Here is a 23,087-nt window from a genome sequence, read left to right as displayed (position 1 = left end):
GCAAAGAACCGGGAGGCCTATGGAAGTACAATGCTGCCGTTCTGTAGCAGCCAGTTGCCCCGCGTGAACACCTTTGCCGCGGGAACGAAACCTTCGTCGCGTGCTCCACCGCAGACACGAAAGTCACCAGCATCACGGTGCGGGGCTAATTCGAGTGTTGGCGGAGCGTCTACTAGTTCATATGGGCGGCAGGGGAACATCCGCGACCGTTCCCCCGGCCACAATCGAGAGCACATAAAGCAGATAAATGGCTAATACCAACAGGGCGAGGAATGAACCGCTGGCAAAGACTCCTGCAACCGCGGCGTCGGGATAAGCTTCGACTTGTTCTTTCTTGAAGGTGTCTTCTTCGTTACGGGTTGTGTTCACAACCCGTTCGCCTGGAAGCCGGTTTTTTTCAGCTTCCTTCGATATCTTATCCGCGAGATCTCCTGCGATCACGGGATCGTCCGGAAGATGACTCACAAGCCATCCAGGAATATTTTCGCTCCCGCCCATGCCCATACGCAATTGAGATACTGCAAGTTGTAGCTTTCGGCAATCGTTTCCCTCATGAGAGGCAAGCAGATCAGACTTAAGTCCCTGCGGAAAGACAGTTCGAATCAGACCAAAGTCCGAGTAGCACAGTGGTCGGATGCGTCTCACCTGGGCGATCAGCTTGAGCGGTGTAGCCCAAACTGAACACATCGAGGAAAATGGTGGGCGATGACGGGCTCGAACCGCCGACATCTTCGGTGTAAACGAAGCGCTCTACCAACTGAGCTAATCGCCCGCCCCGGGCCGGACCTTTAAGCAGTTAGGACCGGCTTCGCAAGGCCAAATGAGCGGCGAGTGGCTTGGCCGGGAGCCGGTTTCGGCAACAAAGTTCGGCTTGTCAAAAAACCTTCTCCTGTTTGCTGTTATGCTGTCCGGGTCCGCTTGACACCCGGTGGCTTACCCCTTATCCACCGCCCCAACGACGAACACGGCTGACACGTGCTCGTCTATGCGCGGGTGTAGCTCAGTTGGTTAGAGTGCCGGCCTGTCACGCCGGAGGTCGCGGGTTCGAGCCCCGTCACTCGCGCCATTTCTCCTTTGGGGTCACGTCCCCTTGATGTCGGAGAAATGTCGACGTTGATTTGTCAAAAATCATCTTCTGTCGTGACTCAGTCTAGGTCCATTCCTTTCGAATTCTGGCATTGATCCTCATCCATCGACCTGCCCGCCTGTTTGTGGTCGAGCCAGAAGACAATAGCTTCTCGGACAAGAGTCGGGTCTAACCCATTCGCTCCCGCTTACAGTCTCATCCCGCAGTGCCGGGCTTCACCCCTCGGCGAGCAGCGCCTCGACTTCCTGCAGCGTCGGCATGGACGGCGCGGTGCCCGGGCGCGTCACCGAAATGCCGGCGACGGCGCAAGCGAAGCGCACCGCCTGCAGGGGTTCCATCCCCCTCGACAGCGCCGCAGCCAGGCCGCCATTGAAGGCGTCGCCCGCACCCGTGGTCTCGATGACCGGGCCGGCGGCGACCGCTGCGACATGCTCGGAACGGTCGGCCGTGTGCAGCAGCGCGCCGTTTTCGCCAAGCGTCACGATGACAGCGCCCACGCCCTTCTCGAGCAGGCTGTCGGCGGCACGGCGGGCATCGTCGATGGAGGATACGTTGATGCCGGTCAGTTCCTCGGCCTCAGTCTCGTTCGGCGTGACATAGTCGCAAAGCGTGTAGATACGGTCCGGAAGCTTGGCCGCCGGCGCCGGGTTGAGGATGGTGGTCACCCCTGCCCCGCGCGCGATCCCCAGCGCCGGCAGCGCCGCCTCGATCGGCTGTTCGAGCTGGGTGACGAAGACGCCGGCCGAGCGGATCAGCCCGGCATTTGCCTCGATGTCGGCGGCCGAGATCAGCATTGCCGCGCCGGGACTGACGATGATGGCGTTATTGCCGCTCGTCTCCTCGACGAAGATATAGGCGGCACCCGTATAGCTCTGCGGCGTCTCGATGACGGCGCTTTTCACGCCCGCCTCTTTCCAGGTCTGCCTCGCCATATCGGCGAACGGATCGACGCCGAGGCGGGTCAGGAAGGTGACGTCGGCGCCGAGCCGGCCGGCCGCCACCGCCTGGTTGGAGCCTTTGCCGCCGGGGCCGAGTGTGAAGGACGTGCCCAGGATCGTCTCTCCCATGCGCGGCTGGCGGGCGGCGCGGTAGGCGGTGTCGGCGACGAAGACGCCCAGTATGACGATCGGTCTGCCCGGCATCTCGCTACTCCGCATCCGGCGGCACGACGCCCTTGCGGAAGGCGAAGCAGCCGTAGAAGCGGCGCTCGCCGGTCTGGATGACGCAATAGGCCCTCTTGGCGCGTTCGTAGAAGGCGTAGCGTTCGACCGAGATCATCGGCCAAGCCTTGCCCTCGGCGGCATCGATCTCTTTTTGCACTTCCTGCTGCACGGCGGGAATGTCGTCCGGCTTGCCGACGATCTCCATGCGCGCGGCCGCGTCGTCGACGAAGGTGTCCAGCGGATAGAGCGACAGTACCGCCTTGACCACGTCGGCCGCCGACGCATCGATGCGCAGCAGCCGGCCAAGCACGGTCTGGCGCGCCACCGAATCAGACGGGAAATTGGTGTCGGCGATAATCAGATCGTCACCGTGGCCCATCGCCCGCAGCGCCTGCAGCACATCGGCATTGAGCAGCGGATTGATTCCTTTGAGCATGGTATTCCTCGCGAAGTTTGCTGGGGCGAAATCAGAGACGCTTGCCGGTCTCTGCGTCGAAGAGATGCACCTGGTCGAGCCGCGGTTTCAGGTGCAGTGTGTCGCCCGGCTTGAAGTCGTGGCGCTCACGGAACAGCGCCACCATCTCGCCCTCGCCGAAGCGCAGGAACACCAAAGTCTCGGAACCGGTCGGCTCGACCACCGAAATCTTCGCCGGAACGCCATCGGGATGGATTTCGAGATGCTCGGGCCGCACGCCGTAGACGACATTACGGCCATCCTCGACGGCACTGGTCGCCGCAATCGGGAACGGCGTCCCGGCGATCTCGACGACGGGCTTGTCGCCCTTGCGCACGACGCCCTTGAGCAGGTTCATCGAGGGCGAGCCGATGAAGCCGGCCACAAACAGGTTGGCCGGCCGGTCGAATAATTCCAGCGGCGCGCCGACCTGTTCGATGCGACCGTCGCGCATCACCACGATCTTGTCGGCCATGGTCATGGCCTCGATCTGGTCGTGGGTGACGTAGATGGTGGTGGTCTTCAGCCGCTGGTGCAGTTCCTTGATCTCGGTGCGCATCTGGACACGCAGCTTGGCGTCGAGATTGGAGAGCGGCTCGTCGAAGAGGAACACCTGCGGGTTGCGCACGATGGCGCGGCCCATGGCGACGCGCTGGCGCTGGCCGCCAGAGAGCTGGCGCGGATAGCGCTTGAGGTAGGGATTGAGGTCGAGGATGTCGGCGGCGCGTTTGACCCGCTCAGTAACCACCGCCGGGTCGGTTTTGCGCAGCTTGAGAGCAAAGGCCATGTTCTGCTCGACCGTCTTGTGCGGATAGAGCGCGTAGTTCTGGAACACCATGGCGATGTCGCGCTTGGCCGGCGGCAGATGGTTGACGACGCGCTCGCCGATGGCGATGGTGCCGCCGGAGACCGTTTCCAGCCCGGCCACCATCCTCAGCAGCGTGGACTTGCCGCAGCCGGAAGGCCCGACCAGCACCACGAACTGCCCGTCGGCGATGTCGACGCTGACATCGTGCAGAACCTTGACGGTTCCGAACGCCTTGGCCACATTGCGGATCGCGACTTGAGCCATCATTCCCCCTTCAGTTGCCGTGAAGCTAAACAACGCAAACGGCGAGGGCAAGTCAGTCTCTTATAGATAAAAAACCCATTCACGTTGACACCGCACTTCGTTGTGCGAATAGTGACAATGTCCGGCTTATGACCCTGTTCCGGGCGCACCGGTACGCTTGTCCGGCACTGAATGCCAAGCGTCGCGGGAGGGAGAATTCGGGCCGCTATTTACGGGAGTCGCTGTCGTTGGGGAACATAATCGGCGCTCCACCATCTGAACCAATTCACAATTGACCTTCTGGGAGGAACGAAATGAAAGTCAGCCTTTATAACCAACTTGTCCGCGCCGGGGCCACCCGCCGCGACGTGCTGAAGGGAGCGGCCAGCATGGCCGCCCTCGCGGCGGCCTCAAGCGCCGGACTTGGTGCGCTGACGCGCACGGCTGCGGCCGCCGACGACCTGCGTGCGCAGATCCTGCAGATCCCGGGTGTCGGCAAGGGTCAGCCGACCGATGCCGACTTCCAGCAGGTCGGCGAGCTTTGCCTTGGCGCCACCAAGGCCAATGTCAAGGAAGGCGAATTCGCCGGTGTCGAACTCACCTTCATGGGCCTCAACAACCAGAACCTGCACAATGTGCTGTTTCGCGGCTTCCTGAAGCCGTGGGAGACCTATACCGGCGCCAAGATCAACTGGATCGACCTGGCGCAGGCTGACTACAACGCCCGCCTGCAGCAGTCGATCGCGACCGGCACCGTCGATTTCGACATCATCGAAATGGGGGCACCGTTCGAAGGCGACGTCTGCGGCAAGGGTCTCACCTCCGAGATGCCGGACTGGGTCAAGGACCAGATCGACATGAAGGATGTCGTGGCCTATCTGCAGCCGCCGGTGGGCACATGGGACGGCAAGCAATATCGCGTGACCGTTGACGGCGACGCACATAATTTCAACTACCGCACCGACGTGTTTGCCGATGCCGACCTCGCCAAGGCCTGGAAGGACGGCGGCGGAGAAGGCGAATGGGGCGTGCCGAAGACCTGGCAGCAGGTGCAGGCGGTGACGAAGTTCCTCAAGGGCAAGCAGGTGAAAGGCCAGGATGTCTTTGGCTATCTCGATGCGCCCAAGCCCTGGGGCGGTTTCGGCTTTTATTTCCTCGGCAGCCGCGCCAGCGCCTACGCCAAGCATCCCGATGACAAGGCCTGGCTGTTCGATGCCGACACGATGAAGCCGCGCGTCAACAATCCGGCATGGGTGCGGGCGATCCAGGACGTCATCGATGCCCTGCCCTCCGAACCTGCCGACCAGATCAACGCCGACCCGAACACCACCGCCTTCCAGCAATTCCTGGCAGGCACCGGTTCGATGGTTACCTGGTGGGGCGACGTCGGTTCGAACGTCAAGACGAACGATTCCTCGGTCGTCGGCGACATCACCGGCTTCTCGATCCTGCCGGGCTCGGACGATGTCTACAACTCCAAGACCGGGCAGTGGGACAAGCTCGCCAGCGGCCCGAACCATGCGCCGAACTGCGCCTATCTCGGCTGGGGCGTTTATGTCATGGCCCGCGTCGACAGCGACGAAAAGAAGAAGAAGGCGGCATGGTCTGCCGCTGCCCATCTAGGCGGCAAGGACCTGTCGCTCTGGTGCGCGGCCTATCCGTCGGGTTTCCAGCCCTATCGCAACTCGCATTTCAACATTCCGGAATGGGTGGCGGCGGGCTACGACGAGGCGTTCATCACCTCGTATCTGAAGTCGGAAGCCGACAGCTACAACCATCCGAACGCGGCGATCGAGCCGCGCATCCCCGGCATCTTCCAGTACTACAGCGCTGCCGAGGACATTTTGGCCAACACCTTTGCCGGCAAGATGAAGGCGCAGGAAGGCGCCGACGCCATCGCAGCCGCCTGGGAGAAGCTGACCGACCAGATCGGCCGCGACAACCAGGTCAAGCTCTACAAGGCCTCGCTCGGCATGTAGGCTGAGATCGTGAAACCTGGTCCGGCGGCGCACGGCCGCCGGACCTCCCCTTGACCGACTTGGCCTCGACCGGCTCAGCCGGATCATCGAGCCTCCTGTGAACGGGCAAGACGCGTGGCTGACCGGACCCTGGCTGACCAGACTTTGTCGACAAGTGAATGGCCGGCAGGCGCCGTGCCATCCGACCTGATACCGCGGAGCCGCAAACGGCTTGGCTGGGCGCTGATGGCTGCTGCAACGCTCGGCCTTCTGGCGGTGATCGCGCTGCAAATCCTTTACAGGAGCGATGTCGATGCTATCGGCTTCGAAACCTGGCGGCCGGTGGTCTACGCCTATGTGCTGTGGGGTGTCGCGCTCGGCATCGGCCAGGTACTGACGCGCGGCGAAGACGGCCAGCGCGCGCTGTTCCTGCTGCCGGCGCTGCTGTTTACCATTGCCATGGTGATCTTCCCGACGCTGTTCGGCTTCTACATCGCGCTGACCGACTGGAACCTCAGTTCCTTCAGCGGACGGCAGTTCAACGGGCTCGACAATTTCTGGCAGATGCTGAACGACGCCTATTATCGCAACGCGCTGTTCAACATGGTGCTCTACGTGCTGGCGGTGTTCGTCGAATATGTCATCGCCTTCGGCCTGGCGCTGCTGCTCAACGCGCAGATCCGGGCGCGAAAATTCTTCCGCGTCGTGTTTCTCATGCCGCTGATGCTGTCGCCGGTGGCGGTGTCGTGGATGATCGGCAAGTCGCTGATGGAATACCGCTTCGGGCCGGCCGCGACACTAGCGCGGCATCTCGGCTGGGAAAACCCCGCCTTCTTCTCCAACCCGATCACCGCCCGCATCTCGATCATGGTGCTCGACGCGTGGACGTTCATCCCGTTCATGATGATCATGCTGCTCGCCGGCCTGCAGGCGATGTCGCGCGAGGTGCTCGAGGCAGCGCGTGTCGATGGCGCCACTGCCTGGCAGACCTTCTGGCAGGTCACCTTCCCGCTGATGCTGCCGGTGTCGGTGACGGCGGTCATCCTGCGCATCATCTTCAAGCTGAAGCTCGCCGATATCATCATCACCGTCACCTCCGGCGGCCCCGGCGGCGCGACCGATTCGGTGTCCAGTTTCATCTACCGCGAATATCGCGACCGCTCGAACGTCGGCTACGGCACGATGCTGGCGATGGCCTATTTGATCATCATCATCGTGTTCGTGACCTGGCTGCTGAAATTCGCCAGCCGCTTCGTGCGCAACGTCAACTGATCGGGCTGGCAAGATGAGCGTTCAGACCACCGACTATGCCGCTTCCGAAATCCGCTCGCCGGCGAGCTTCGTCGCCAACCGCGTCTTCATCTATGGCGCGCTCATCTTCTGGGCTTTCATCTGCCTGTTCCCGATCTATTGGACGATAACCACTTCGTTCAAGACCGCGGTCGACGTCACCCAGGGCCATCTGATCCCGTTTCTCGATTTCAAACCCGACTGGAAGGGCTGGCGTTCGCTCGGTCTGTCGCCGGACTCGATCTTTCGGACGTCGACGGTTCGCGACGAGTTTATCAAGCGCTTCATGAATTCGGTCATCACTTCGGTCGGTGCGTCGAGCCTCGCCATCGTCATCGGCAGCCTCGCCGCCTACGGGCTGACCCGCTATCGTTACAAGTTCGCCTGGTTCAGGAACGAGGATATTTCCTTCTTCTTCCTGTCACAGCTGATCCTGCCGCCGGTGGTTTTGGCCCTGCCCTTCCTCGTGCTTTACCGGGAGGTCGGCCTGCTCGACACGCGCGTCGGGCTGATCCTGCTCTACACGCTGATGGTGCTGCCGATCGTCATCTGGATCATGCGCGACCAGTTCAACTCCATTCCGGTGGAGCTGGAGGAGGCAGCACTCGTCGACGGCCTGTCGATCTGGGGCGCCTTCTTGCGCATCGTCATGCCGATCGCGCTGCCGGGCATGGTCGCCGCCTTCATCCTGGCGATGGTGCTGTGCTGGAACGAGTATTTCTTCGCCGCGCTTTTGACCTCGACCGACGCAAAGACCATTCCTGTCATGGTGGCCAGCCAGACCGGCTCACAAGGCATCAACTGGTGGTCGATGGCAGCGCTTGCCACCGCCGCCATCACACCGCTCGCCGTCATCGGCATCGCGCTCGAGCGTTACCTGATCATGGGCATGACAGCAGGCGCGGTGAAATAACTGCGCCGGCTCTCCCTTCTCCCCTTGTTGTGGGAGAAGGGAAAAGCGCGCTAACCCGAAAGTGTTGCCCGCAAATGCTCGAGGATCATGGCAACCCCTTTTTGCCCCAATTCCGCCGAGGCTTCGGGCGCACTTGCCGTGTACCAGCCGGTGTTGTCGGCGAAGCGGCCGGCATCGACCGCTTCCGGGCACAGCGCCAGCATCAGTGACGTCTCGCCGGTGCCGGCATGGTCGAACGGGTACCGGCTGTGCATTGAAGCCGGCATCAGCGGATGCACCTGCACCCAGTTGAAGAAATTGCTGCCCTCGGCGTGCTCGGCATAATAGTCGGCCATCGCCGGAGAGCCCCACCAGCCTTCGCCACGTTCTTTCTCCAGGAAGCGGAAGATCGCCTGCCGGCCGGCAGCCTTGAAGGCGAGATCGGTCGGCATGCCGGCGGCAAAATTTTCGGTCTGGTGGTGAATGATGGCGTGGATGTTGCGGAAGCCAATGCGCAGCAGGCTGTAGAACAGTTCTTCCGCAAATGGCGCCAGCACATTGCCACCGACCTGCAGCGAACCACTGCCCTCCGGTGCTGCAACCGCATAGCTCGCCGCGCCGTAATAGAAGGGTGGCAGAATGACGATCTCTGCTTCTTTTTCGAACAGTTCCAGGCTCTTGACGACCGCCAGCGTGTCCATTCCGACGGCCATGTGCTCGCCGTGATATTCGAGCACACCGAGCGGCAACACGACCGGCCGGTTCTCGGCGATCGCCTTGCGGATCTGGTGCGGCAGCATCAATTCGTAGCGCATGACACCTACTCCATATTGGTGTGGCGGGCGCGCATCGCTTCCGGCGAGACGCCGGTCAAATCCCTGAGCTTCAGCACCATCACTTCGAAGAGGACGAACAGCGCGCCTTCGAAAACCGAGCCCATCGGCAGGACGGATGTCTTTTCAGGGCCCTGGTCGTCGGCCATGGTCTGAGCCGGGATAAGCAGTGTGAAATCGGCCAGCTTCGCGGCAGTGCTGTCGGCTTGTGCGGTGAGCAGCAGGACTGTGGCACCGGCCTCGCGCGCGACCTGCATCAAGGTCAGCACCGTCGACGTCTCACCCGGGCCGGAACTTGCGAGGAAAACATCGCCCTCGCCCAGCGGCGGCGTGGTCATGTCGCCGACGACCGACACCGGCAGACCGAGATGGTAGAGCCGCATGGCAAAACCCTTGACCTGCATCGCCTCGCGGCCGCAGCCATAGGTGACGATCTTTTTCGCGCCAGCCAGGATGGCGCAAGCGGCGTCGATGCGGCTTTCGTCGATACGCTCCAGCACGGTGCCAAGCTCGCTCAGCGCAATCCCAAACAGGTTTTCGCCGGCGTCCGTCATGACATTTGCACCAGCTTGCAGGTGCCGGAGAACCATTTGAATATCTCAGTCACATCTGCCCCGAACAGCTTGTTTTCACTCATGCTATCACCGCGAAAATCGGTGTCCAACGACACGCAGTGCTTTTGATGCGCTACAGCCGTGATAGTGTCACGGCAAATCCAAATGAGGAAACGACAGCATATGAAGACACGGCATTTCGACCGCATCGGTAATGGCGGCATCACCTTCACCGAGCTCGGCTTCGGCACTGCGCCGCTCGGCAATCTCTACCGCGCCGTCTCCGACGAGGATGCCAATGCTACGCTGGAGGCGGCCTGGCGGGTCGGCTGCCGCTACTACGACACCGCGCCGCTCTATGGGCTGGGCCTTGCCGAAACGCGGCTCAATCCGTTCCTGCGTTCGAAGAAGCGTGACGACTACGTGCTGTCCAGCAAAGTCGGGCGCATCATGCGCGCCTGCCCGCCGGAACAGCGCACCGGCATCGGCAAATTCTTCGACACCCCATCGCGCCGCGAGGTCTACGATTACAGCTATGACGGCGTCATGCGCTCCTTCGAAGCCTCGCTGGAACGGCTCGGCGTCGACCGCATCGACATCCTCTTCGTGCATGATGTCGACATCTTCACCCATGGCAGCAAGGAAGCCTCGGACCAGCGCATCCAGGAATTCATGAGCTCCGGCTACTACGGATTGCTGGCATTGCGCGACCAAGGCGTGATCAAGGCGTTCGGCGGCGGCATCAACGAGTGGCAGGTTGCCCAGACGCTGGCCGAGCGCGGCGATTTCGATCTGTTCCTGCTTGCCGGGCGTTACACGCTGCTGGAGCAGGAAGCGCTGCAGTCTTTCCTGCCGCTATGCCAGCAACGCGGCATTGGCATCGTTCTCGGCGGGCCTTACAATTCCGGCATCCTGGCAACCGGGCCGAAGCCCGGCGCCTACTACAATTATTCGGAGGCGCCGCAGGACATCATCGACCGCGTCACCCGCATCGAGGCCGTCTGCAAGCGCCACGGCGTGCGCCTGATCGAGGCGGCGCTGCAGTTCCCGCTGCTGCATCCTTCCGTCGTCTCGGTAATCCCCGGCGGCCAGCGGCCGGGCGAAGTCGAAAGCAATCGCTCGCTGCTCGACACAAAACTGCCACCGGCGCTGTGGGCCGATCTCAAGACAGAAGGCTTGATGCGCGCGGATGCGCCGACGGCATAGTGCCGCCTTTCCAACGACGCTGCGGGCACAGCAAAGAAAAACCGGATATACCGGCTTTTCTTTTCTCTGAAAGACTTAAGGAGGCGCTTAGTTGACCGCGTCCTTGAGGCCCTTGCCGGCCGAGAACTTCGGCACGGTGCGCGCCGGGATCTTCACTTCCGCACCGGTCTGCGGATTGCGGCCGGTCGACGCGGCGCGTTGTGACACGGTGAAATTTCCGAAGCCGACAAGCCGGACATCGCCGCCCTTTTTCAGTTCGCCGGTGATGACGGAAAACACCGCATCAACCGCCGACTGCGCGTCACCCTTCGAAATACTCGCGGCATCGGCGACAGCGGACACCAGTTCGTTCTTGTTCATAAAAATTCCCTTCCATGAGAAAACCGGAACACTCGACTCATCCGGCAGGAAACGGACTTTAGAAAGAAGCGCTCCGGCAACCAAGTCGAAAAGCGCCACGAAAGTTGAAAAAAGCCCGGAAATCCGGGGTTCTTCACATGAAAAAGCCGGGCTCAAGGCCCGGCTCTCTCTTTGTGCATTGCAACTTTAGCAAGAGCTAATGCGCCAGCGATTTACCAGCTTCGTCCCCGACATCGACCACGGCCGGCGCATTGACGGGTTCAACCCACTGGATCGGTTCCGGCATGCGCACCAGCGCATGGCGCAACACTTCGCCAACCCGTGAGACCGGAATGATCTCCATGCCGCTCTTCACGTTCTCCGGAATCTCCGCCAGATCCTTGGCGTTCTCTTCCGGGATCAGCACCTTCTTGATGCCGCCGCGAAGTGCGGCAAGCAGCTTCTCCTTGAGGCCGCCGATCGGCAGCACCCTGCCGCGCAGCGTGATCTCGCCGGTCATCGCCACATCGGCCTTGACCGGGATTCCGGTCAGCACCGAGACGATCGCCGTCGCCATCGCCACGCCAGCCGACGGTCCGTCCTTGGGCGTTGCGCCTTCTGGCACGTGGACGTGGATATCGCGCTTGTCGAACAGCGGCGGCTCGACGCCGAAATCGATGGCCCGCGAGCGGACGTAGGACGCCGCCGCCGAAATCGATTCCTTCATAACGTCGCGCAGATTGCCGGTCACGGTCATGCGGCCCTTGCCGGGCATCATGACACCTTCCACCGTCAACAGCTCGCCGCCGACTTCCGTCCAGGCGAGCCCGGTGACCACGCCGACCTGATCGTCGCTCTCGACCTGGCCGAAGCGGAAGCGCGGAACACCAAGATAATCGGCAAGATTGTCCGCCGTGATGTTGATCGTCTTCTTCTTCGTCTTCAGGATCTCGGTCACCGCCTTGCGCCCGAGCTTCATCAGCTCGCGCTCCAGGCTCCTGACGCCCGCTTCACGGGTGTAGGTCTGGATGATGCCGCGGATCGCGTCCTCGCCGACGGAGAACTCCTTCGGCTGCAACGCGTGGTCGCGGATCACCTTGGGCATCAGGTGACGCTTGGCGATTTCGATCTTCTCGTCCTCGGTGTAACCCGCGATACGGATGATCTCCATGCGGTCCATCAAGGGCGCAGGGATGTTCAGCGTGTTCGCCGTCGTCACGAACATCACGCTCGACAGGTCGTATTCGACCTCGAGGTAATGGTCCATGAATGTCGAGTTCTGCTCGGGATCGAGCACCTCGAGCAAAGCCGATGACGGATCGCCGCGGAAGTCCTGGCCCATCTTGTCGATCTCGTCGAGCAGGAAGAGCGGGTTGGATTTCTTCGCCTTCTTCATCGACTGGATGACCTTGCCGGGCATCGAGCCGATATAGGTGCGGCGGTGACCACGGATCTCGGCCTCGTCGCGCACGCCGCCCAGCGCCATGCGGATGAACTCACGGCCGGTCGCCTTGGCGATCGACTTGCCGAGCGAGGTCTTGCCGACGCCGGGAGGTCCGACGAGGCACAGGATCGGCCCCTTCAGCTTCTTCTGGCGGCTCTGCACGGCGAGGTATTCGACGATGCGGTCCTTGACCTTGTCGAGGCCGAAATGGTCGGTATCGAGCACGTTCTGGGCAAAGGCCAGATCCTGCTTGACCTTGGAGTTCCTGCCCCACGGGATCGACAGCAGCCAGTCGAGATAGTTGCGCACGACGGTCGATTCAGCCGACATCGGCGACATCGTCCGCAGCTTCTTCAGTTCGGCTTCCGCCTTTTCGCGGGCCTCCTTGGAGAGCTTGGTCTTCTTGATGCGCGCCTCGATCTCGGCGGCCTCGTCGCGGCCGTCCTCGCCCTCGCCGAGCTCCTTCTGGATCGCCTTCATCTGCTCGTTGAGGTAGTATTCGCGCTGCGTCTTCTCCATCTGGCGCTTGACGCGCGAGCGGATACGCTTCTCCACCTGCAGCACCGAGATTTCGGCTTCCATGAAGCCCATCGCCTTTTCCAGCCGTTCCTTGACGGACAGCGTGGCGAGCATCTCCTGCTTCTCGGGGATCTTGATGGCAAGATGCGAAGCGACCGTGTCGGCGAGCTTGGAATAGTCGTCGATCTGGCTGGCGGCACCCACCACTTCGGGCGAGATCTTCTTGTTCAGCTTGACGTAGTTCTCGAAGTCGGTGACGACGGAACGGGCCAGCGCCTCGACCTCGACCTCCTCCTCCTCCGGTTCGACCAGCGCCGCAGCACGGGCTTCATGGAAGTCGGGACGGTCGGTGAACGCGACGATTTTCGCGCGCGAGGCGCCTTCGACCAGCACCTTCACGGTGCCGTCCGGCAGTTTCAGCAATTGCAGCACATTGGCGAGCGTGCCGATGTCAAAGATGGCATCGGGCTCCGGATCGTCGTCGGCGGCATTCATCTGGGTCGCAAGCAGGATCTGCTTTTCCTGACCCATCACTTCTTCCAGCGCCTTGATCGACTTTTCACGCCCGACGAAGAGCGGAACGATCATGTGCGGGAACACCACGATGTCGCGCAGTGGGAGGACTGCGAAGACGCCGTCGCTGGGAGCCTTGGATAATTTGGCCATTGTCCAACCTTTCATGTCGCGGCCGCCAATCGGCCAACCGCGAATCTCATATTAACGACCGGGGATCGTTCCGCCTACCACCGTTTGTGACGGGAGTTTTACAGCACAGAATTCGGCACCACGGCCTTCTGCCATTAGTTGGAGGCACAGGGGGTAAAGATCAAGGGTCAACACGGTCCGTCCCTCCAATCCGCAGCCATTACGCGGCGCCGTACGCGGTCTGCGACAGCAAAACGGCGCCCTGCGGCGCCGTTTCGGAAAAAAAATCCATTGCCGGCTCACGTCAGGCGCTGACGTTGCCCTTCTTTTCCTTCTGCTCGGAATAGATGTAGAGCGGCCGGGCGTTGCCTGACACCACCTCTTCCGAAATAACCACTTCGCGCACGCCTTCCAGCGCCGGCAGCTCGAACATGGTGTCGAGCAGGATCGCTTCCATGATCGAACGCAGGCCGCGCGCGCCGGTCTTGCGCTCGATGGCGCGCTTGGCGATCGCCGAGAGCGCGTTCTCGTGGAAGGTCAGGTCGACATTCTCCATCTCGAACAGCCGCTGATACTGCTTGACCAGCGCGTTCTTCGGCTCGGTCAGGATCTGGATCAGCGCCGGCTCGTCGAGGTCCTCCAGCGTCGCCAGGACAGGCAGACGGCCGACGAACTCTGGAATGAGGCCGAACTTCAAGAGATCCTCAGGCTCGACCAGGCGGAAAACATCGCCGGTGCGGCGATCCTCGGGCGAAGCGACGATGGCGCCGAAACCGATCGAGGTCTTCCTGCCGCGATCCGAGATGATCTTGTCCAGGCCGGCGAAAGCGCCACCGCAGATGAACAGGATGTTGGCGGTGTCGACCTGCAGGAATTCCTGCTGCGGATGCTTCCTGCCGCCCTGCGGCGGCACGGAGGCGACAGTGCCTTCCATGATCTTCAAAAGTGCCTGCTGCACGCCCTCGCCCGAGACGTCGCGGGTGATCGAGGGATTGTCCGACTTGCGCGAGATCTTGTCGATCTCGTCGATATAGACGATGCCGCGCTGGGCGCGCTCGACATTGTAGTCGGCCGACTGCAACAGCTTCAGGATGATGTTCTCGACATCCTCGCCGACATAGCCGGCCTCGGTCAGCGTCGTCGCGTCGGCCATGGTGAAGGGGACGTCGATGATGCGGGCCAGCGTCTGCGCCAGCAACGTCTTGCCGCAGCCGGTCGGGCCGATCAGCAGGATGTTAGACTTCGCCAGTTCGACGTCGTTGTTCTTGCCGGCATGGGCGAGGCGCTTGTAGTGGTTGTGGACGGCCACCGACAGCACGCGCTTGGCGTAGGGCTGGCCGATGACGTAGTCGTCGAGAACCTTGAGGATTTCCTGCGGGGTCGGCACGCCCTCGCGCGACTTCACCATCGAGGTCTTGTTCTCCTCGCGGATGATGTCCATGCACAGTTCGACGCATTCGTCGCAGATGAACACCGTCGGCCCGGCGATCAGCTTGCGCACTTCGTGCTGGCTTTTGCCGCAAAACGAGCAATAAAGCGTGTTCTTGGAATCACCGCTGTTGTTGCCGACCTTGCTCATTTTCCTGTCCTTTCATGGCCGCCCGCCGATGGTCTGGTTGAAAGGGCGCATATTCAATCTATCGCGGGAATCCGCTGCCGCCAGTGCCCCGGCTCCCGCAACGCATTCCGTACGAAACACAAATCGGAAAACGGGGCAATGATTCGAACAACCCCACGCAAAGCTAAGCCGTCGAAAATCAACATAGCCTTAACGTAGGCAATTGCACCCGTCGAGGGAACAGCCAATTGTGGCCGAAATGCCGCAAGCTGCGCCAAAAGCGCGTGATCCCGCCACTCATTGCCACCGCAGGGCCACCGCGGGCCTATAAGGCAATACCTTCGACCGGCTCACGTGACGAAATGACCTTGTCGATGAGGCCGAAATCCCTGGCCTCGTCGGCAGTCATGAAATGGTCACGGTCGAGCGTTTTTTCAATCTCATCGTAGCTCTTGCCGGTGTGCTTGACGTAAACCTCGTTGAGGCGGCGCTTCAGCTTGATGATGTCCTGGGCATGGCGCTCGATGTCGGAAGCCTGGCCCTGGAAGCCGCCGGAAGGCTGGTGGACCATGATGCGGGCGTTCGGCGTGGCGAAGCGCATGTCCTTGTGGCCCGCCGTCAAGAGCAGCGAGCCCATCGAGGCGGCCTGACCGATGCAGAGCGTCGACACGGCAGGCTTGATGAACTGCATCGTGTCATAGATCGCCATGCCGGAGGTGACGACGCCGCCGGGCGAGTTGATATAGAGGTTGATTTCCTTCTTCGGATTCTCCGCCTCGAGGAACAGCAGCTGCGCGCAGACCAGCGTCGCCATGCCATCCTCGACCGGGCCGGTGATGAAAATGATGCGCTCCTTGAGGAGCCGCGAGAAAATGTCGTAGGCCCGCTCGCCGCGATTGGTCTGTTCGACCACCATCGGAACGAGGTTCATGTAGGTTTCGACGGGGTTCTTCATGGACTATCCCTTTTTGAGGATGGGATTCCGGCGCCGGAGATTTGCAATCGGGCAGAATCGGTTCTGGATCGTTATTGTGTAAATAGGATGCCGGCTCACCCTAGCGCAAGGCCGCCTCTCCTAGCCATCCGGTTAAGTCGAATCAAGGTTTCCAAACCAGTTTCGCCTGTCGCCGTGCCGGCAGCCCCTCTCCTGCCGTGGGAAGGGGCGCTCATGCTTGGCCGTTGTTTAGCAGTTTCTTAACCCCATCGCTTAACGAAAAGTGGTGAAACCGCTTTTTCCGGCCACGGCTTACCCTACAATTCAACGTTGAACTCGCTTCACGCAGTTCAAACAGGGGGAGTGCGATGATCAAGAAAGTTGCTTCCTTGGCCCTTACCGGCATCAGCGTTCTCGGCATGGCGTCCGAAACGGCTGCCGGCGGACGCGCGGTCGAATGCTACGAGCAGGTCAATCGGCCGGCCGTCTACGACACCGTCTACGAGGATGTGCTCGTCAGCCCAGCCGGCCAGCAGGTGCAGTATGAAGCGCCGATCTACGGGACGCGCGAGCGCGTGGTGCAGATCGCGCCGGCGCGCGTCAGCTACGAGATCGTGCCCGCCATCACCCGCACCATCTACCGGTCCGTGAGGGTCGATGACGGCGGCTATTCCTGGGAATGGCGCATCATCAATGGCCGCAAGGTGCTGTGCAAGGTCAGGCACAAGGCGCGCTATGAACGCGTGGCCGAGATCGTCGTGGTTGAGCCGGAACGCCGGCGGCGCGTTGTCCTCCCCGCCGAGTACGAGGGCGTCGCCGAAGAGGTGCTCGTGCGGCCGGAGCTGCGGCGCATCATCGAAATTCCGGCGTCCTATCAGACAGTGGCTCGCCGCGTGGTGGTCAGGGAGGGCTCGTCGAGCTGGCGGCGCGTGCATATTCCGAGGCATTGCCGATACTAGGCGCTCAGGCGCCCTCCGCCCTGAGCCATATCTTCAGGCCGTCGACATCGCCATGGCCGACGCAGGCCGCAACCCTTCTGCCGACTGCCGCGCCGAACTTGTAGCCGTGGCCGGAGCAGGCCGAGACGACCAGGCATTTGCCTTTCGGGTGGGCCAGGAACTTCTCGTCGACAGTGAAGGTGTAGGCGCAGGTGACCACTTCGGTGAGCTTATACTCCTCGATACGGGCAATCGGCGGCGAAAACAGGTTGCGGATCGCCTCACCCTCGCCCGGTACCGGCTGACGGTTCCAGTCTGCATCGCTGGTCGGCACCCTGTGCAGGCCCGAGCCGAATTTCATGCCTGCGCCGCCTGTCGGCGGGATGGCGTAGCCGTCGACAGTTCCGCCGATGTTGAGGACGACCGGTGCTGCCTGCCAGACCGCTTTCAGGTCCGCCGGCGGTTCGACATAGGCGAGCGCGGTGCGCCAGGTTTTCAGCTCGCCATCCAGCTCCGGGAACAGTTTTAGCACCCAGGCGCCGGCAGCGACGACGATCCGGTCGGCCTGCATCGTTTCGCCGCCCGCCAGCACGACATGCCCGGCCTCGGCGTCGATCTCGACCACCTTGCTGTTCTCATAGACATTGGCGCCGTTCGCGCGCAGCCACCTGGCGAGGCCGGCAGCGATCTTGCGGCAGTGCAGCGCGCCGCCGTCCGGCGAAAAATACGCATAGCGGAATGAACCAGGTTCTAGAAACGGCCAGCGTTCGACCGCGGCATCCGGCTCGAACAATTCGAACGGGTAGTTCCCGGCTTCCATGCCTTCTCGGTATTCCTCCGCCTCATCTCCCGGCTCCCGCGAAATACAGATGAAGCCGCGCGGATCGAGATGGCTTTCACCGAGATCGGCCCACATCTCATCCCAGGCTTCATAGGCTTCGGTGATCAGCCGGCCGTAGCCCGTTCCGGCCCGGTAGGCGCGGCGGATGATGCGATGATGGTCGCCGGAGGCGGCGAGCGGATTGGGGATCGGTCCCTGCTCGACGATCGAGACGAGGTGACCGGCCTTGGCCAGCGACCACGCCGTCGAAAGCCCGGCAATGCCCGCACCGACCACGATCACATTCATGAAAACCGTCCTTCCGCAACCGCTTCGGCGGCTCGCCTCACGGGAGGGCCAACATACGGTCTGGCACCAGACAGGCAAGCCGCGCTAATGATCTGGCATGACCGAATTGAAGCCGCCCTACCTTGCCTTTGATCCAGCCACGCGTCGCCTGCGGCTCGATCCGCACGAGCCGGCTTTTTTCCAAGACCCTTACGAAGCCTACGCCTTCCTGCATGGCGCATCGAGCGCCTTCTTCTGGGAAGAATTTGGTTTCTGGTGCTTTGGCGGCTTCGACGACGTCAACCGACTGCTGCGCGATCGCCGCTTCGGCCGGCAGAACCCGGCCGGCATTCCGGACAGCCGAGGCATCGGCCAGGACCGCACGCATCTCAGCGCCTTCGACGGTGTCGAGGCCAATTCGATGCTGGAGCTGGAGCCGCCCGTCCACACACGGCTCAGAACGCTGGTCAACCGCGCCTTCGTCTCGCGTCAGGTCGAGCGGCTCAGGCCGCGTGTCGAAGCGCTGGCCAACGAGCTGATCGACCGTTTCGAACCAGGAAGAGTCGACCTGCTGCCGGCTTTCGCCGCTCCCTTGCCGATCACCATCATTGCGGAAATGCTCGGCGTGCCGGTCGAGATGGGGCCGCAGCTGCTCGACTGGTCGCATCAGATGGTCGCCATGTACATGCATGGCCGCACCCGCGAGACGGAGGACACGGCCAATCGCGCCGCGCGCGACTTTTCGAATTTTTTGCGCGGCTACGTCGCCGAGCGGCGAAAGAGGCCGGGCGAGGATCTTCTGTCGCTGCTGATTGCGGCACAGGAGGACGGCCAGAAACTGTCGGAGGACGAGCTGGTATCCTCGGCCATCCTTTTGCTCAATGCCGGCCATGAAGCAACTGTCCACCAGACCGGCAATGCGGTGCGCTCGATCCTTGCGCAAGGCGGCGACCCGCGCCGCTTCTTCGCCTCACCGGAAGCAACAGCCGCGACGGTCGAAGAGTGCCTGCGCTACGACGCGCCGCTGCACATGTTCACGCGCTACGCCTATCACGAGGTCGAGGCCGGGCCGGGGATCATCGTCCAGCCGGGCGAGACGATCGGGCTGTTGCTCGGCATGGCCAATCGCGACCCTACTGCGTTTGCCGAGCCTCTCGCCTTCAGGCCGGACCGTGCCGACCAGAAGAACGTATCGTTCGGCGCCGGCATCCATTTCTGCATCGGCGCGCCGCTCGCCCGGCTCGAACTGCAGGTGTCGCTGAAAACCTTGTTCGACCGGCTACCGCAGCTGCATCTTGCCGAACAGCCGCGCTTCCGCGACACCTATCATTTCCACGGCCTGGAAACGCTCGCCGTACACTTCTGAGCATTCGGTCCGGCAGGGGTGATCAAAGCTTGATCACATACTCCTTGCGCGTCGTTTCAAGCACTTCCCAGCTTCCTCTAAAGCCCGGCCTCAGCACGAAGCTGTCGCCTGCCCTGACGGTGCGCGCATCGCCGCCGTCTTCGGCGATCACCGAAACCCCTGACAGGATGTGGCAGAACTCCCATTCGTCATATTCGATGCGCCATTTGCCGGGCGTTGCTTCCCAGATGCCGGCATAAAGGCCGCCGTCCTGTTCCTCTACATTCCAGGTGCGGAATTTCGGATCGCCCGAAATCAGGCGATCCGGCGCCGGTGCGCCATGCTCGGCTTCGACGGCGTCGATGTCGACGGACAGAAATTTCGGCGTGGTCATGGCGATCAAACCTTGGCGAGAGCCTGTTCCAGATCGGCGACGATGTCGTTGACGTCCTCGATGCCGACCGAAAGCCTGACCGTGTCCGGCCCTGCCCCGGCATTGATCTTCTGCTCGTCGGAAAGCTGGCGATGCGTGGTCGATGCCGGGTGGATGACCAGCGACTTGGTGTCGCCGACATTGGCCAGGTGCGAGAACAGCTCGAGCGCCTCGACGAACTTGATGCCCGCGGCATAGCCGCCCTTCAGCCCGAAAGTGAACACCGCGCCGGCGCCAAGCGGCGAGTACTTCTTCTGCAGCGCATTGTTCTTGTCGCTGGGCAGGCCGGGATAGGACACCCAGGCGACCTTGGGATGGTTGGAAAGCCATCCGGCGACCGCCGCCGCATTGTCGCAGTGGCGCTGCATCCTGAGCGGCAAGGTTTCCAGACCGGTCAGGATAAGGAATGCGTTGAACGGCGAAATCGCCGCGCCGATGTCGCGCAGGCCGAGCACGCGAGCAGCGATGGCGAAGGCGAAATTGCCGAAGGTCTCGTGCAGGACGAGGCCGCCATATTCGGGGCGCGGCTCCGACAGCATCGGATATTTGCCCGACTTCGACCAATCGAAGGTGCCGCCGTCGACAATGGCGCCGCCGATCGAGTTGCCGTGGCCGCCGATGAACTTGGTCAGCGAATGCACGACGATGTCGGCGCCATGCTCGATCGGCCGCAGCAGGTAGGGGGAGGCCAGCGTGTTGTCGACGATCAGCGGCAGGCCGTGCTTGCGGGCAATGTCGCCGATCTTCTCGATATCGACGAAGACGCCGCCCGGATTGGCCAGGCTCTCGATGAAGATTGCCTTGGTCCTGTCGTCGATCTGGCTCTCGAAGGTCGAGATGTCATTGGTGTCGGCCCAGCGCACCTGCCAACCGAAATTCTTGAAGGCGTGGCCGAATTGGTTGATCGAGCCGCCGTAAAGCTTTGTCGCTGAAACGAAATTGTCGCCGGGCTGCATCAGATTGTGGAAGACCAGCACCTGCGCGGCATGGCCGGAGGCGACCGCAAGGCCTGCCGTGCCGCCTTCGAGTGCCGCGATGCGCTCTTCCAGCACCGCCTGGGTCGGGTTCATGATGCGGGTGTAGATGTTGCCGAACGCCTTCAGCCCGAACAGCGAGGCGGCATGGTCGGCATCGTCGAAGACGAAGGAGGTGGTCTGGTAGATCGGCGTCGCTCGCGCGCCGGTCGCCGGATCCGGCTTGGCACCTGCATGGACGGCGAGCGTGTTGAAACCGGGCGTGCGGGCCATCGAAAAACCTCCCTCAATGGTGAATAGTGAATGGTGAATGGTGAATGGTGAATGGTGAATGGTGAATGGTGAATGGTGAATGGTGAATGGCAAAGTCGGCCAGCCCCACCCTGATTGCAAGCGGCTCATATGCCGCCTTGCCGGCCTTCCAGAAAAATCCTTCTATTCACCATTCACCATTCATTACCTACTTCTGGCGAACGCCGAAACTCTGGAACCCCGGCCGCATCAGCGGCTTCTTCGACGACAGCACGCCGGAATTGACGCCGGTCCAGCCGATCTCGCCGGACAGCTTGCCATATTCGATCTTGGGGCAACGGTTCATCACCACCTTGATGCCGACAGCCTCTGCGCGCGTCGCCGCCTCGTCATGGCGTATGCCAAGCTGCATCCAGATGACTTTCGGCAGCGGATCGAGCCGCAACACCTCGTCGACAATGCCCGGCACAGCGGCGGAAGCGCGAAAGACGTCGACCATGTCGACAGGTCCCGGAACGTCGGCGAGCCTGGCATAGGTCATCTGGCCGAGGATCTCCTTGCCGGCCTGGCCGGGATTGATCGGGAACACCGAAAACCCTTTGCCGAGCAGATATTTCAGCACGAAATAGCTCGGCCGCACATCGTTGGCCGACGCGCCGACCAAGGCGATGGTCTTCACCGAATTGAGGATGCCGGCGATATAGGCGTTGTCGTAGGCGTCGTGGTTCATGCCTCGTCATACAGCGCTTCGGAGTGAGGTGCCAACAGCCGCGTCAGTTGCTTGCGATGAGCCAGAGGGGAACCTCGTCAGCCGGGCAGCGAAATCGATCCGTCTTCCGCGATCGGAAAAGCCGGATTGTGCGCCACTTCCCAGATGTGCCCGTCGGCATCGGCGAAATAGCCGTACCAACCGCCCCAGAATGCGCGGCCAGCCGGCTTGACGATACGGCCGCCGGCCCTCTCGGCCATCGCCAGCACTGCATCGACCTCGGCGTCGGAGCGGGTGTTGTAGGCGAGGTAGACGGCCGACGGCGCCCTGGAGAAGGTGACGCCCGAATCCTCTTCGGCGCTTGGGCGCGGAAACAAGCCAAGAATGGCGCCGCCCATCTGGAAGAAGGCAACGCCCTCGGTGATCCCGGCATGGCGCTTCAGGCCCATCGCCTCGTAGAAGCGCACGGCGCGGTCAAGATCGTCCGTGGCGATGGTGATGATGGAGATGCGCGGTTCCATATCCGCCTCCTATTCCTCCGGCCATTCCGGCTTGCGCTTGCCGATGAAGGCGCCGATGCCCTCTTCCGCATCGCGCGCCAGCATGTTCTCGACCATGACGCGCCCGGTGTAATCATAGGCCTCGGCCAGCCCCATCTCGGCCTGCTCATAAAAGGCTTCCTTGCCGATCTTGACGACCAAGGACGATTTGGACGCAATAGTTTGCGCGTATTTGGTGACAATCTGATTCAGATATTCGCGCGGCACGACGCGGTTGACCAAGCCGAATTCCTTGGCGGTTGCCGCATCGATCGTCTCGCCGGTCAAAAGCATCTCCATGGCGTGCTTGCGCGAGACGTTGCGCGACAGCGCCACCATCGGCGTCGAGCAGAACAGTCCGATATTGACGCCAGGCGTGCAGAAGGTCGCCTCGTGCGAGGCGATGGCGAGATCGCAGCTGGCGACCAGCTGCAATCCGGCCGCCGTCGCGAGGCCGTCGACTTCGGCGATCACCGGCTTAGGATGGCGAACGATCGCCTGCATCAGCGCGGCGCAGGCGGAAAACGTCTTTTCGAAAAAGGCCCTGCCGCGATCGGTATCTGCGCGGTGCGTGCTCAACTCCTTGAGGTCGTGCCCGGCGCAGAACACTTTGCCGGCCGCCCCAAGCACGATGACGCGGACGGATTTGTCGGCCTTGGCGCGGTCGAGTTCCGCCATCAGCGCCGCCATCACTGCAAGCGAAAGAGCGTTGGCCGGCGGATTGGCCAGCGTCAGGCGCAGCACGCCCTTGTCCAGCCTGGAGACGACGGGCCCTTCGGCAACGGCAGGTTTGATGGCAACGATTTCGGCCATAGGTCGTTCCTCCGCGATTCCGGATCGGTGATCGACTAATCTAGTATGC

Annotated in this window: 22 protein-coding genes and 2 tRNA genes; 7 read left to right on the top strand and 17 right to left on the bottom strand. The window is 62.0% G+C overall.

Annotation, left to right across the window (positions count from 1 at the left end; all coding sequences use genetic code 11):
* Window positions 1–177: 177 nt before the first annotated feature.
* Window positions 178–510, bottom strand: coding sequence for a hypothetical protein (locus NKI17_RS33345; protein ID WP_352571441.1), 333 nt, complete (start codon window positions 508–510; stop codon window positions 178–180).
* Window positions 511–696: 186 nt separating this feature from the next.
* A tRNA-Val gene (locus NKI17_RS33340) sits at window positions 697–772 on the bottom strand.
* A 217-nt stretch (window positions 773–989) separates the two neighbouring features.
* Between NKI17_RS33340 and NKI17_RS33335 the strand changes: the two genes are divergently transcribed.
* A tRNA-Asp gene (locus tag NKI17_RS33335) sits at window positions 990–1,066 on the top strand.
* Window positions 1,067–1,302: 236 nt separating this feature from the next.
* Here NKI17_RS33335 and rbsK read toward each other — a convergent pair.
* From rbsK to NKI17_RS33320, 3 genes are read right to left on the bottom strand one after another with little or no spacing between them, the layout of a single operon-like run.
* A complete protein-coding gene (rbsK, locus tag NKI17_RS33330; protein ID WP_352907488.1) occupies window positions 1,303–2,229 on the bottom strand; it encodes a ribokinase in 927 nt (308 codons plus the stop codon).
* A gap of 4 nt (window positions 2,230–2,233) precedes the next feature.
* Complete coding sequence (locus tag NKI17_RS33325; protein WP_352456621.1) at window positions 2,234–2,686, bottom strand: RbsD/FucU family protein; 453 nt, start codon at window positions 2,684–2,686, stop codon at window positions 2,234–2,236.
* A gap of 31 nt (window positions 2,687–2,717) precedes the next feature.
* Window positions 2,718–3,776, bottom strand: coding sequence for an ABC transporter ATP-binding protein (locus tag NKI17_RS33320; protein WP_352456634.1), 1,059 nt, complete (start codon window positions 3,774–3,776; stop codon window positions 2,718–2,720).
* 293 nt (window positions 3,777–4,069) lie between these two features.
* Between NKI17_RS33320 and NKI17_RS33315 the strand changes: the two genes are divergently transcribed.
* From NKI17_RS33315 to NKI17_RS33305, 3 genes are all read left to right on the top strand, one after another.
* Window positions 4,070–5,734: an ABC transporter substrate-binding protein gene (locus NKI17_RS33315; protein WP_352575956.1), complete on the top strand. Its 1,665-nt coding sequence runs from the start codon at window positions 4,070–4,072 to the stop codon at window positions 5,732–5,734.
* Window positions 5,735–5,863: 129 nt separating this feature from the next.
* Window positions 5,864–6,985 (top strand): carbohydrate ABC transporter permease, encoded by a 1,122-nt coding sequence (locus NKI17_RS33310; protein ID WP_352576054.1) that lies wholly within the window; start codon window positions 5,864–5,866, stop codon window positions 6,983–6,985.
* Between the two features lie 13 nt (window positions 6,986–6,998).
* A complete protein-coding gene (locus NKI17_RS33305; RefSeq protein ID WP_352571443.1) occupies window positions 6,999–7,916 on the top strand; it encodes a carbohydrate ABC transporter permease in 918 nt (305 codons plus the stop codon).
* Window positions 7,917–7,966: 50 nt separating this feature from the next.
* On the opposite strand, the gene NKI17_RS33300 is transcribed toward NKI17_RS33305, so the two are convergent.
* Window positions 7,967–8,710, bottom strand: coding sequence for a creatininase family protein (locus NKI17_RS33300; protein WP_352907487.1), 744 nt, complete (start codon window positions 8,708–8,710; stop codon window positions 7,967–7,969).
* A gap of 5 nt (window positions 8,711–8,715) precedes the next feature.
* Entirely contained in the window at window positions 8,716–9,282 is a 567-nt protein-coding gene (hxlB, locus tag NKI17_RS33295) for a 6-phospho-3-hexuloisomerase (protein WP_352575950.1), read from the bottom strand.
* 183 nt (window positions 9,283–9,465) lie between these two features.
* Here hxlB and NKI17_RS33290 point away from each other — a divergent pair, with 183 nt between their 5' ends.
* Window positions 9,466–10,488, top strand: a complete 1,023-nt coding sequence (locus tag NKI17_RS33290; RefSeq protein ID WP_352575948.1) for an aldo/keto reductase — start codon at window positions 9,466–9,468, stop codon at window positions 10,486–10,488.
* Window positions 10,489–10,575: 87 nt separating this feature from the next.
* Here NKI17_RS33290 and NKI17_RS33285 read toward each other — a convergent pair whose 3' ends face one another.
* The 4 genes from NKI17_RS33285 to NKI17_RS33270 form a co-directional block, all read right to left on the bottom strand.
* Window positions 10,576–10,848 (bottom strand): HU family DNA-binding protein, encoded by a 273-nt coding sequence (locus NKI17_RS33285; RefSeq protein WP_023674657.1) that lies wholly within the window; start codon window positions 10,846–10,848, stop codon window positions 10,576–10,578.
* Window positions 10,849–11,044: 196 nt separating this feature from the next.
* The gene (lon, locus tag NKI17_RS33280) at window positions 11,045–13,456 is read right to left on the bottom strand and encodes an endopeptidase La (RefSeq protein ID WP_023674656.1); all 2,412 of its coding nucleotides are present in this window, start codon (window positions 13,454–13,456) and stop codon (window positions 11,045–11,047) included.
* A 283-nt stretch (window positions 13,457–13,739) separates the two neighbouring features.
* Window positions 13,740–15,014 (bottom strand): ATP-dependent Clp protease ATP-binding subunit ClpX, encoded by a 1,275-nt coding sequence (gene clpX / locus NKI17_RS33275; RefSeq protein WP_006332719.1) that lies wholly within the window; start codon window positions 15,012–15,014, stop codon window positions 13,740–13,742.
* A gap of 304 nt (window positions 15,015–15,318) precedes the next feature.
* Window positions 15,319–15,948 carry an ATP-dependent Clp protease proteolytic subunit gene (locus NKI17_RS33270; protein ID WP_023674655.1) on the bottom strand — a complete coding sequence of 210 codons (630 nt, stop codon included), beginning with the start codon at window positions 15,946–15,948 and terminating at the stop codon, window positions 15,319–15,321.
* Between the two features lie 347 nt (window positions 15,949–16,295).
* On the opposite strand from NKI17_RS33270, the gene NKI17_RS33265 reads away from it, so the two are divergent.
* Entirely contained in the window at window positions 16,296–16,886 is a 591-nt protein-coding gene (locus NKI17_RS33265) for a hypothetical protein (protein ID WP_352636880.1), read from the top strand.
* A gap of 4 nt (window positions 16,887–16,890) precedes the next feature.
* On the opposite strand, the gene NKI17_RS33260 is transcribed toward NKI17_RS33265, so the two are convergent.
* On the bottom strand, window positions 16,891–17,994 hold the full coding sequence (locus tag NKI17_RS33260) for an NAD(P)/FAD-dependent oxidoreductase (protein ID WP_352636879.1): 1,104 nt from the start codon (window positions 17,992–17,994) through the stop codon (window positions 16,891–16,893).
* A gap of 97 nt (window positions 17,995–18,091) precedes the next feature.
* Here NKI17_RS33260 and NKI17_RS33255 point away from each other — a divergent pair, with 97 nt between their 5' ends.
* Complete coding sequence (locus NKI17_RS33255; RefSeq protein ID WP_352636878.1) at window positions 18,092–19,339, top strand: cytochrome P450; 1,248 nt, start codon at window positions 18,092–18,094, stop codon at window positions 19,337–19,339.
* 22 nt (window positions 19,340–19,361) lie between these two features.
* On the opposite strand, the gene NKI17_RS33250 is transcribed toward NKI17_RS33255, so the two are convergent.
* The 5 genes from NKI17_RS33250 to NKI17_RS33230 form a co-directional block, all read right to left on the bottom strand.
* On the bottom strand, window positions 19,362–19,712 hold the full coding sequence (locus tag NKI17_RS33250; protein WP_352636877.1) for a cupin domain-containing protein: 351 nt from the start codon (window positions 19,710–19,712) through the stop codon (window positions 19,362–19,364).
* 5 nt (window positions 19,713–19,717) lie between these two features.
* Window positions 19,718–20,998 carry an O-acetylhomoserine aminocarboxypropyltransferase gene (locus tag NKI17_RS33245; RefSeq protein ID WP_023674650.1) on the bottom strand — a complete coding sequence of 427 codons (1,281 nt, stop codon included), beginning with the start codon at window positions 20,996–20,998 and terminating at the stop codon, window positions 19,718–19,720.
* A gap of 187 nt (window positions 20,999–21,185) precedes the next feature.
* Entirely contained in the window at window positions 21,186–21,707 is a 522-nt protein-coding gene (locus NKI17_RS33240) for a CoA-binding protein (protein ID WP_352636876.1), read from the bottom strand.
* Window positions 21,708–21,784: 77 nt separating this feature from the next.
* Window positions 21,785–22,207, bottom strand: coding sequence for a VOC family protein (locus NKI17_RS33235; protein WP_352636875.1), 423 nt, complete (start codon window positions 22,205–22,207; stop codon window positions 21,785–21,787).
* 9 nt (window positions 22,208–22,216) lie between these two features.
* Window positions 22,217–23,038, bottom strand: a complete 822-nt coding sequence (locus NKI17_RS33230) for an enoyl-CoA hydratase (RefSeq protein ID WP_352636874.1) — start codon at window positions 23,036–23,038, stop codon at window positions 22,217–22,219.
* Window positions 23,039–23,087: the final 49 nt, after the last annotated feature.

It is taken from the genome of Mesorhizobium sp. M0816 (genome assembly GCF_040320005.1).
Lineage (GTDB): Bacteria > Pseudomonadota > Alphaproteobacteria > Rhizobiales > Rhizobiaceae > Mesorhizobium.
The sequence above is the reverse complement of the archived record's forward strand: the minus strand, read 5'-3'. Positions and strand labels throughout refer to the sequence as shown.

Coding starts and splice junctions, on each gene's coding strand:
- lon (WP_023674656.1), bottom strand. CDS start 13,456: ATGGCCAAATTATCCAAGGCTCCCAGCGACGGCGTCTTCGCAGTCCTC.
- rbsK (WP_352907488.1), bottom strand. CDS start 2,229: ATGCCGGGCAGACCGATCGTCATACTGGGCGTCTTCGTCGCCGACACC.
- NKI17_RS33265 (WP_352636880.1), top strand. CDS start 16,296: ATGATCAAGAAAGTTGCTTCCTTGGCCCTTACCGGCATCAGCGTTCTC.
- NKI17_RS33255 (WP_352636878.1), top strand. CDS start 18,092: ATGACCGAATTGAAGCCGCCCTACCTTGCCTTTGATCCAGCCACGCGT.
- NKI17_RS33305 (WP_352571443.1), top strand. CDS start 6,999: ATGAGCGTTCAGACCACCGACTATGCCGCTTCCGAAATCCGCTCGCCG.
- NKI17_RS33315 (WP_352575956.1), top strand. CDS start 4,070: ATGAAAGTCAGCCTTTATAACCAACTTGTCCGCGCCGGGGCCACCCGC.
- NKI17_RS33285 (WP_023674657.1), bottom strand. CDS start 10,848: ATGAACAAGAACGAACTGGTGTCCGCTGTCGCCGATGCCGCGAGTATT.
- NKI17_RS33240 (WP_352636876.1), bottom strand. CDS start 21,707: ATGAACCACGACGCCTACGACAACGCCTATATCGCCGGCATCCTCAAT.
- NKI17_RS33290 (WP_352575948.1), top strand. CDS start 9,466: ATGAAGACACGGCATTTCGACCGCATCGGTAATGGCGGCATCACCTTC.
- NKI17_RS33325 (WP_352456621.1), bottom strand. CDS start 2,686: ATGCTCAAAGGAATCAATCCGCTGCTCAATGCCGATGTGCTGCAGGCG.
- NKI17_RS33235 (WP_352636875.1), bottom strand. CDS start 22,207: ATGGAACCGCGCATCTCCATCATCACCATCGCCACGGACGATCTTGAC.
- NKI17_RS33270 (WP_023674655.1), bottom strand. CDS start 15,948: ATGAAGAACCCCGTCGAAACCTACATGAACCTCGTTCCGATGGTGGTC.
- NKI17_RS33245 (WP_023674650.1), bottom strand. CDS start 20,998: ATGGCCCGCACGCCCGGTTTCAACACGCTCGCCGTCCATGCAGGTGCC.
- NKI17_RS33250 (WP_352636877.1), bottom strand. CDS start 19,712: ATGACCACGCCGAAATTTCTGTCCGTCGACATCGACGCCGTCGAAGCC.
- NKI17_RS33300 (WP_352907487.1), bottom strand. CDS start 8,710: ATGCGCTACGAATTGATGCTGCCGCACCAGATCCGCAAGGCGATCGCC.
- clpX (WP_006332719.1), bottom strand. CDS start 15,014: ATGAGCAAGGTCGGCAACAACAGCGGTGATTCCAAGAACACGCTTTAT.
- hxlB (WP_352575950.1), bottom strand. CDS start 9,282: ATGACGGACGCCGGCGAAAACCTGTTTGGGATTGCGCTGAGCGAGCTT.
- NKI17_RS33230 (WP_352636874.1), bottom strand. CDS start 23,038: ATGGCCGAAATCGTTGCCATCAAACCTGCCGTTGCCGAAGGGCCCGTC.
- NKI17_RS33260 (WP_352636879.1), bottom strand. CDS start 17,994: ATGAATGTGATCGTGGTCGGTGCGGGCATTGCCGGGCTTTCGACGGCG.
- NKI17_RS33320 (WP_352456634.1), bottom strand. CDS start 3,776: ATGGCTCAAGTCGCGATCCGCAATGTGGCCAAGGCGTTCGGAACCGTC.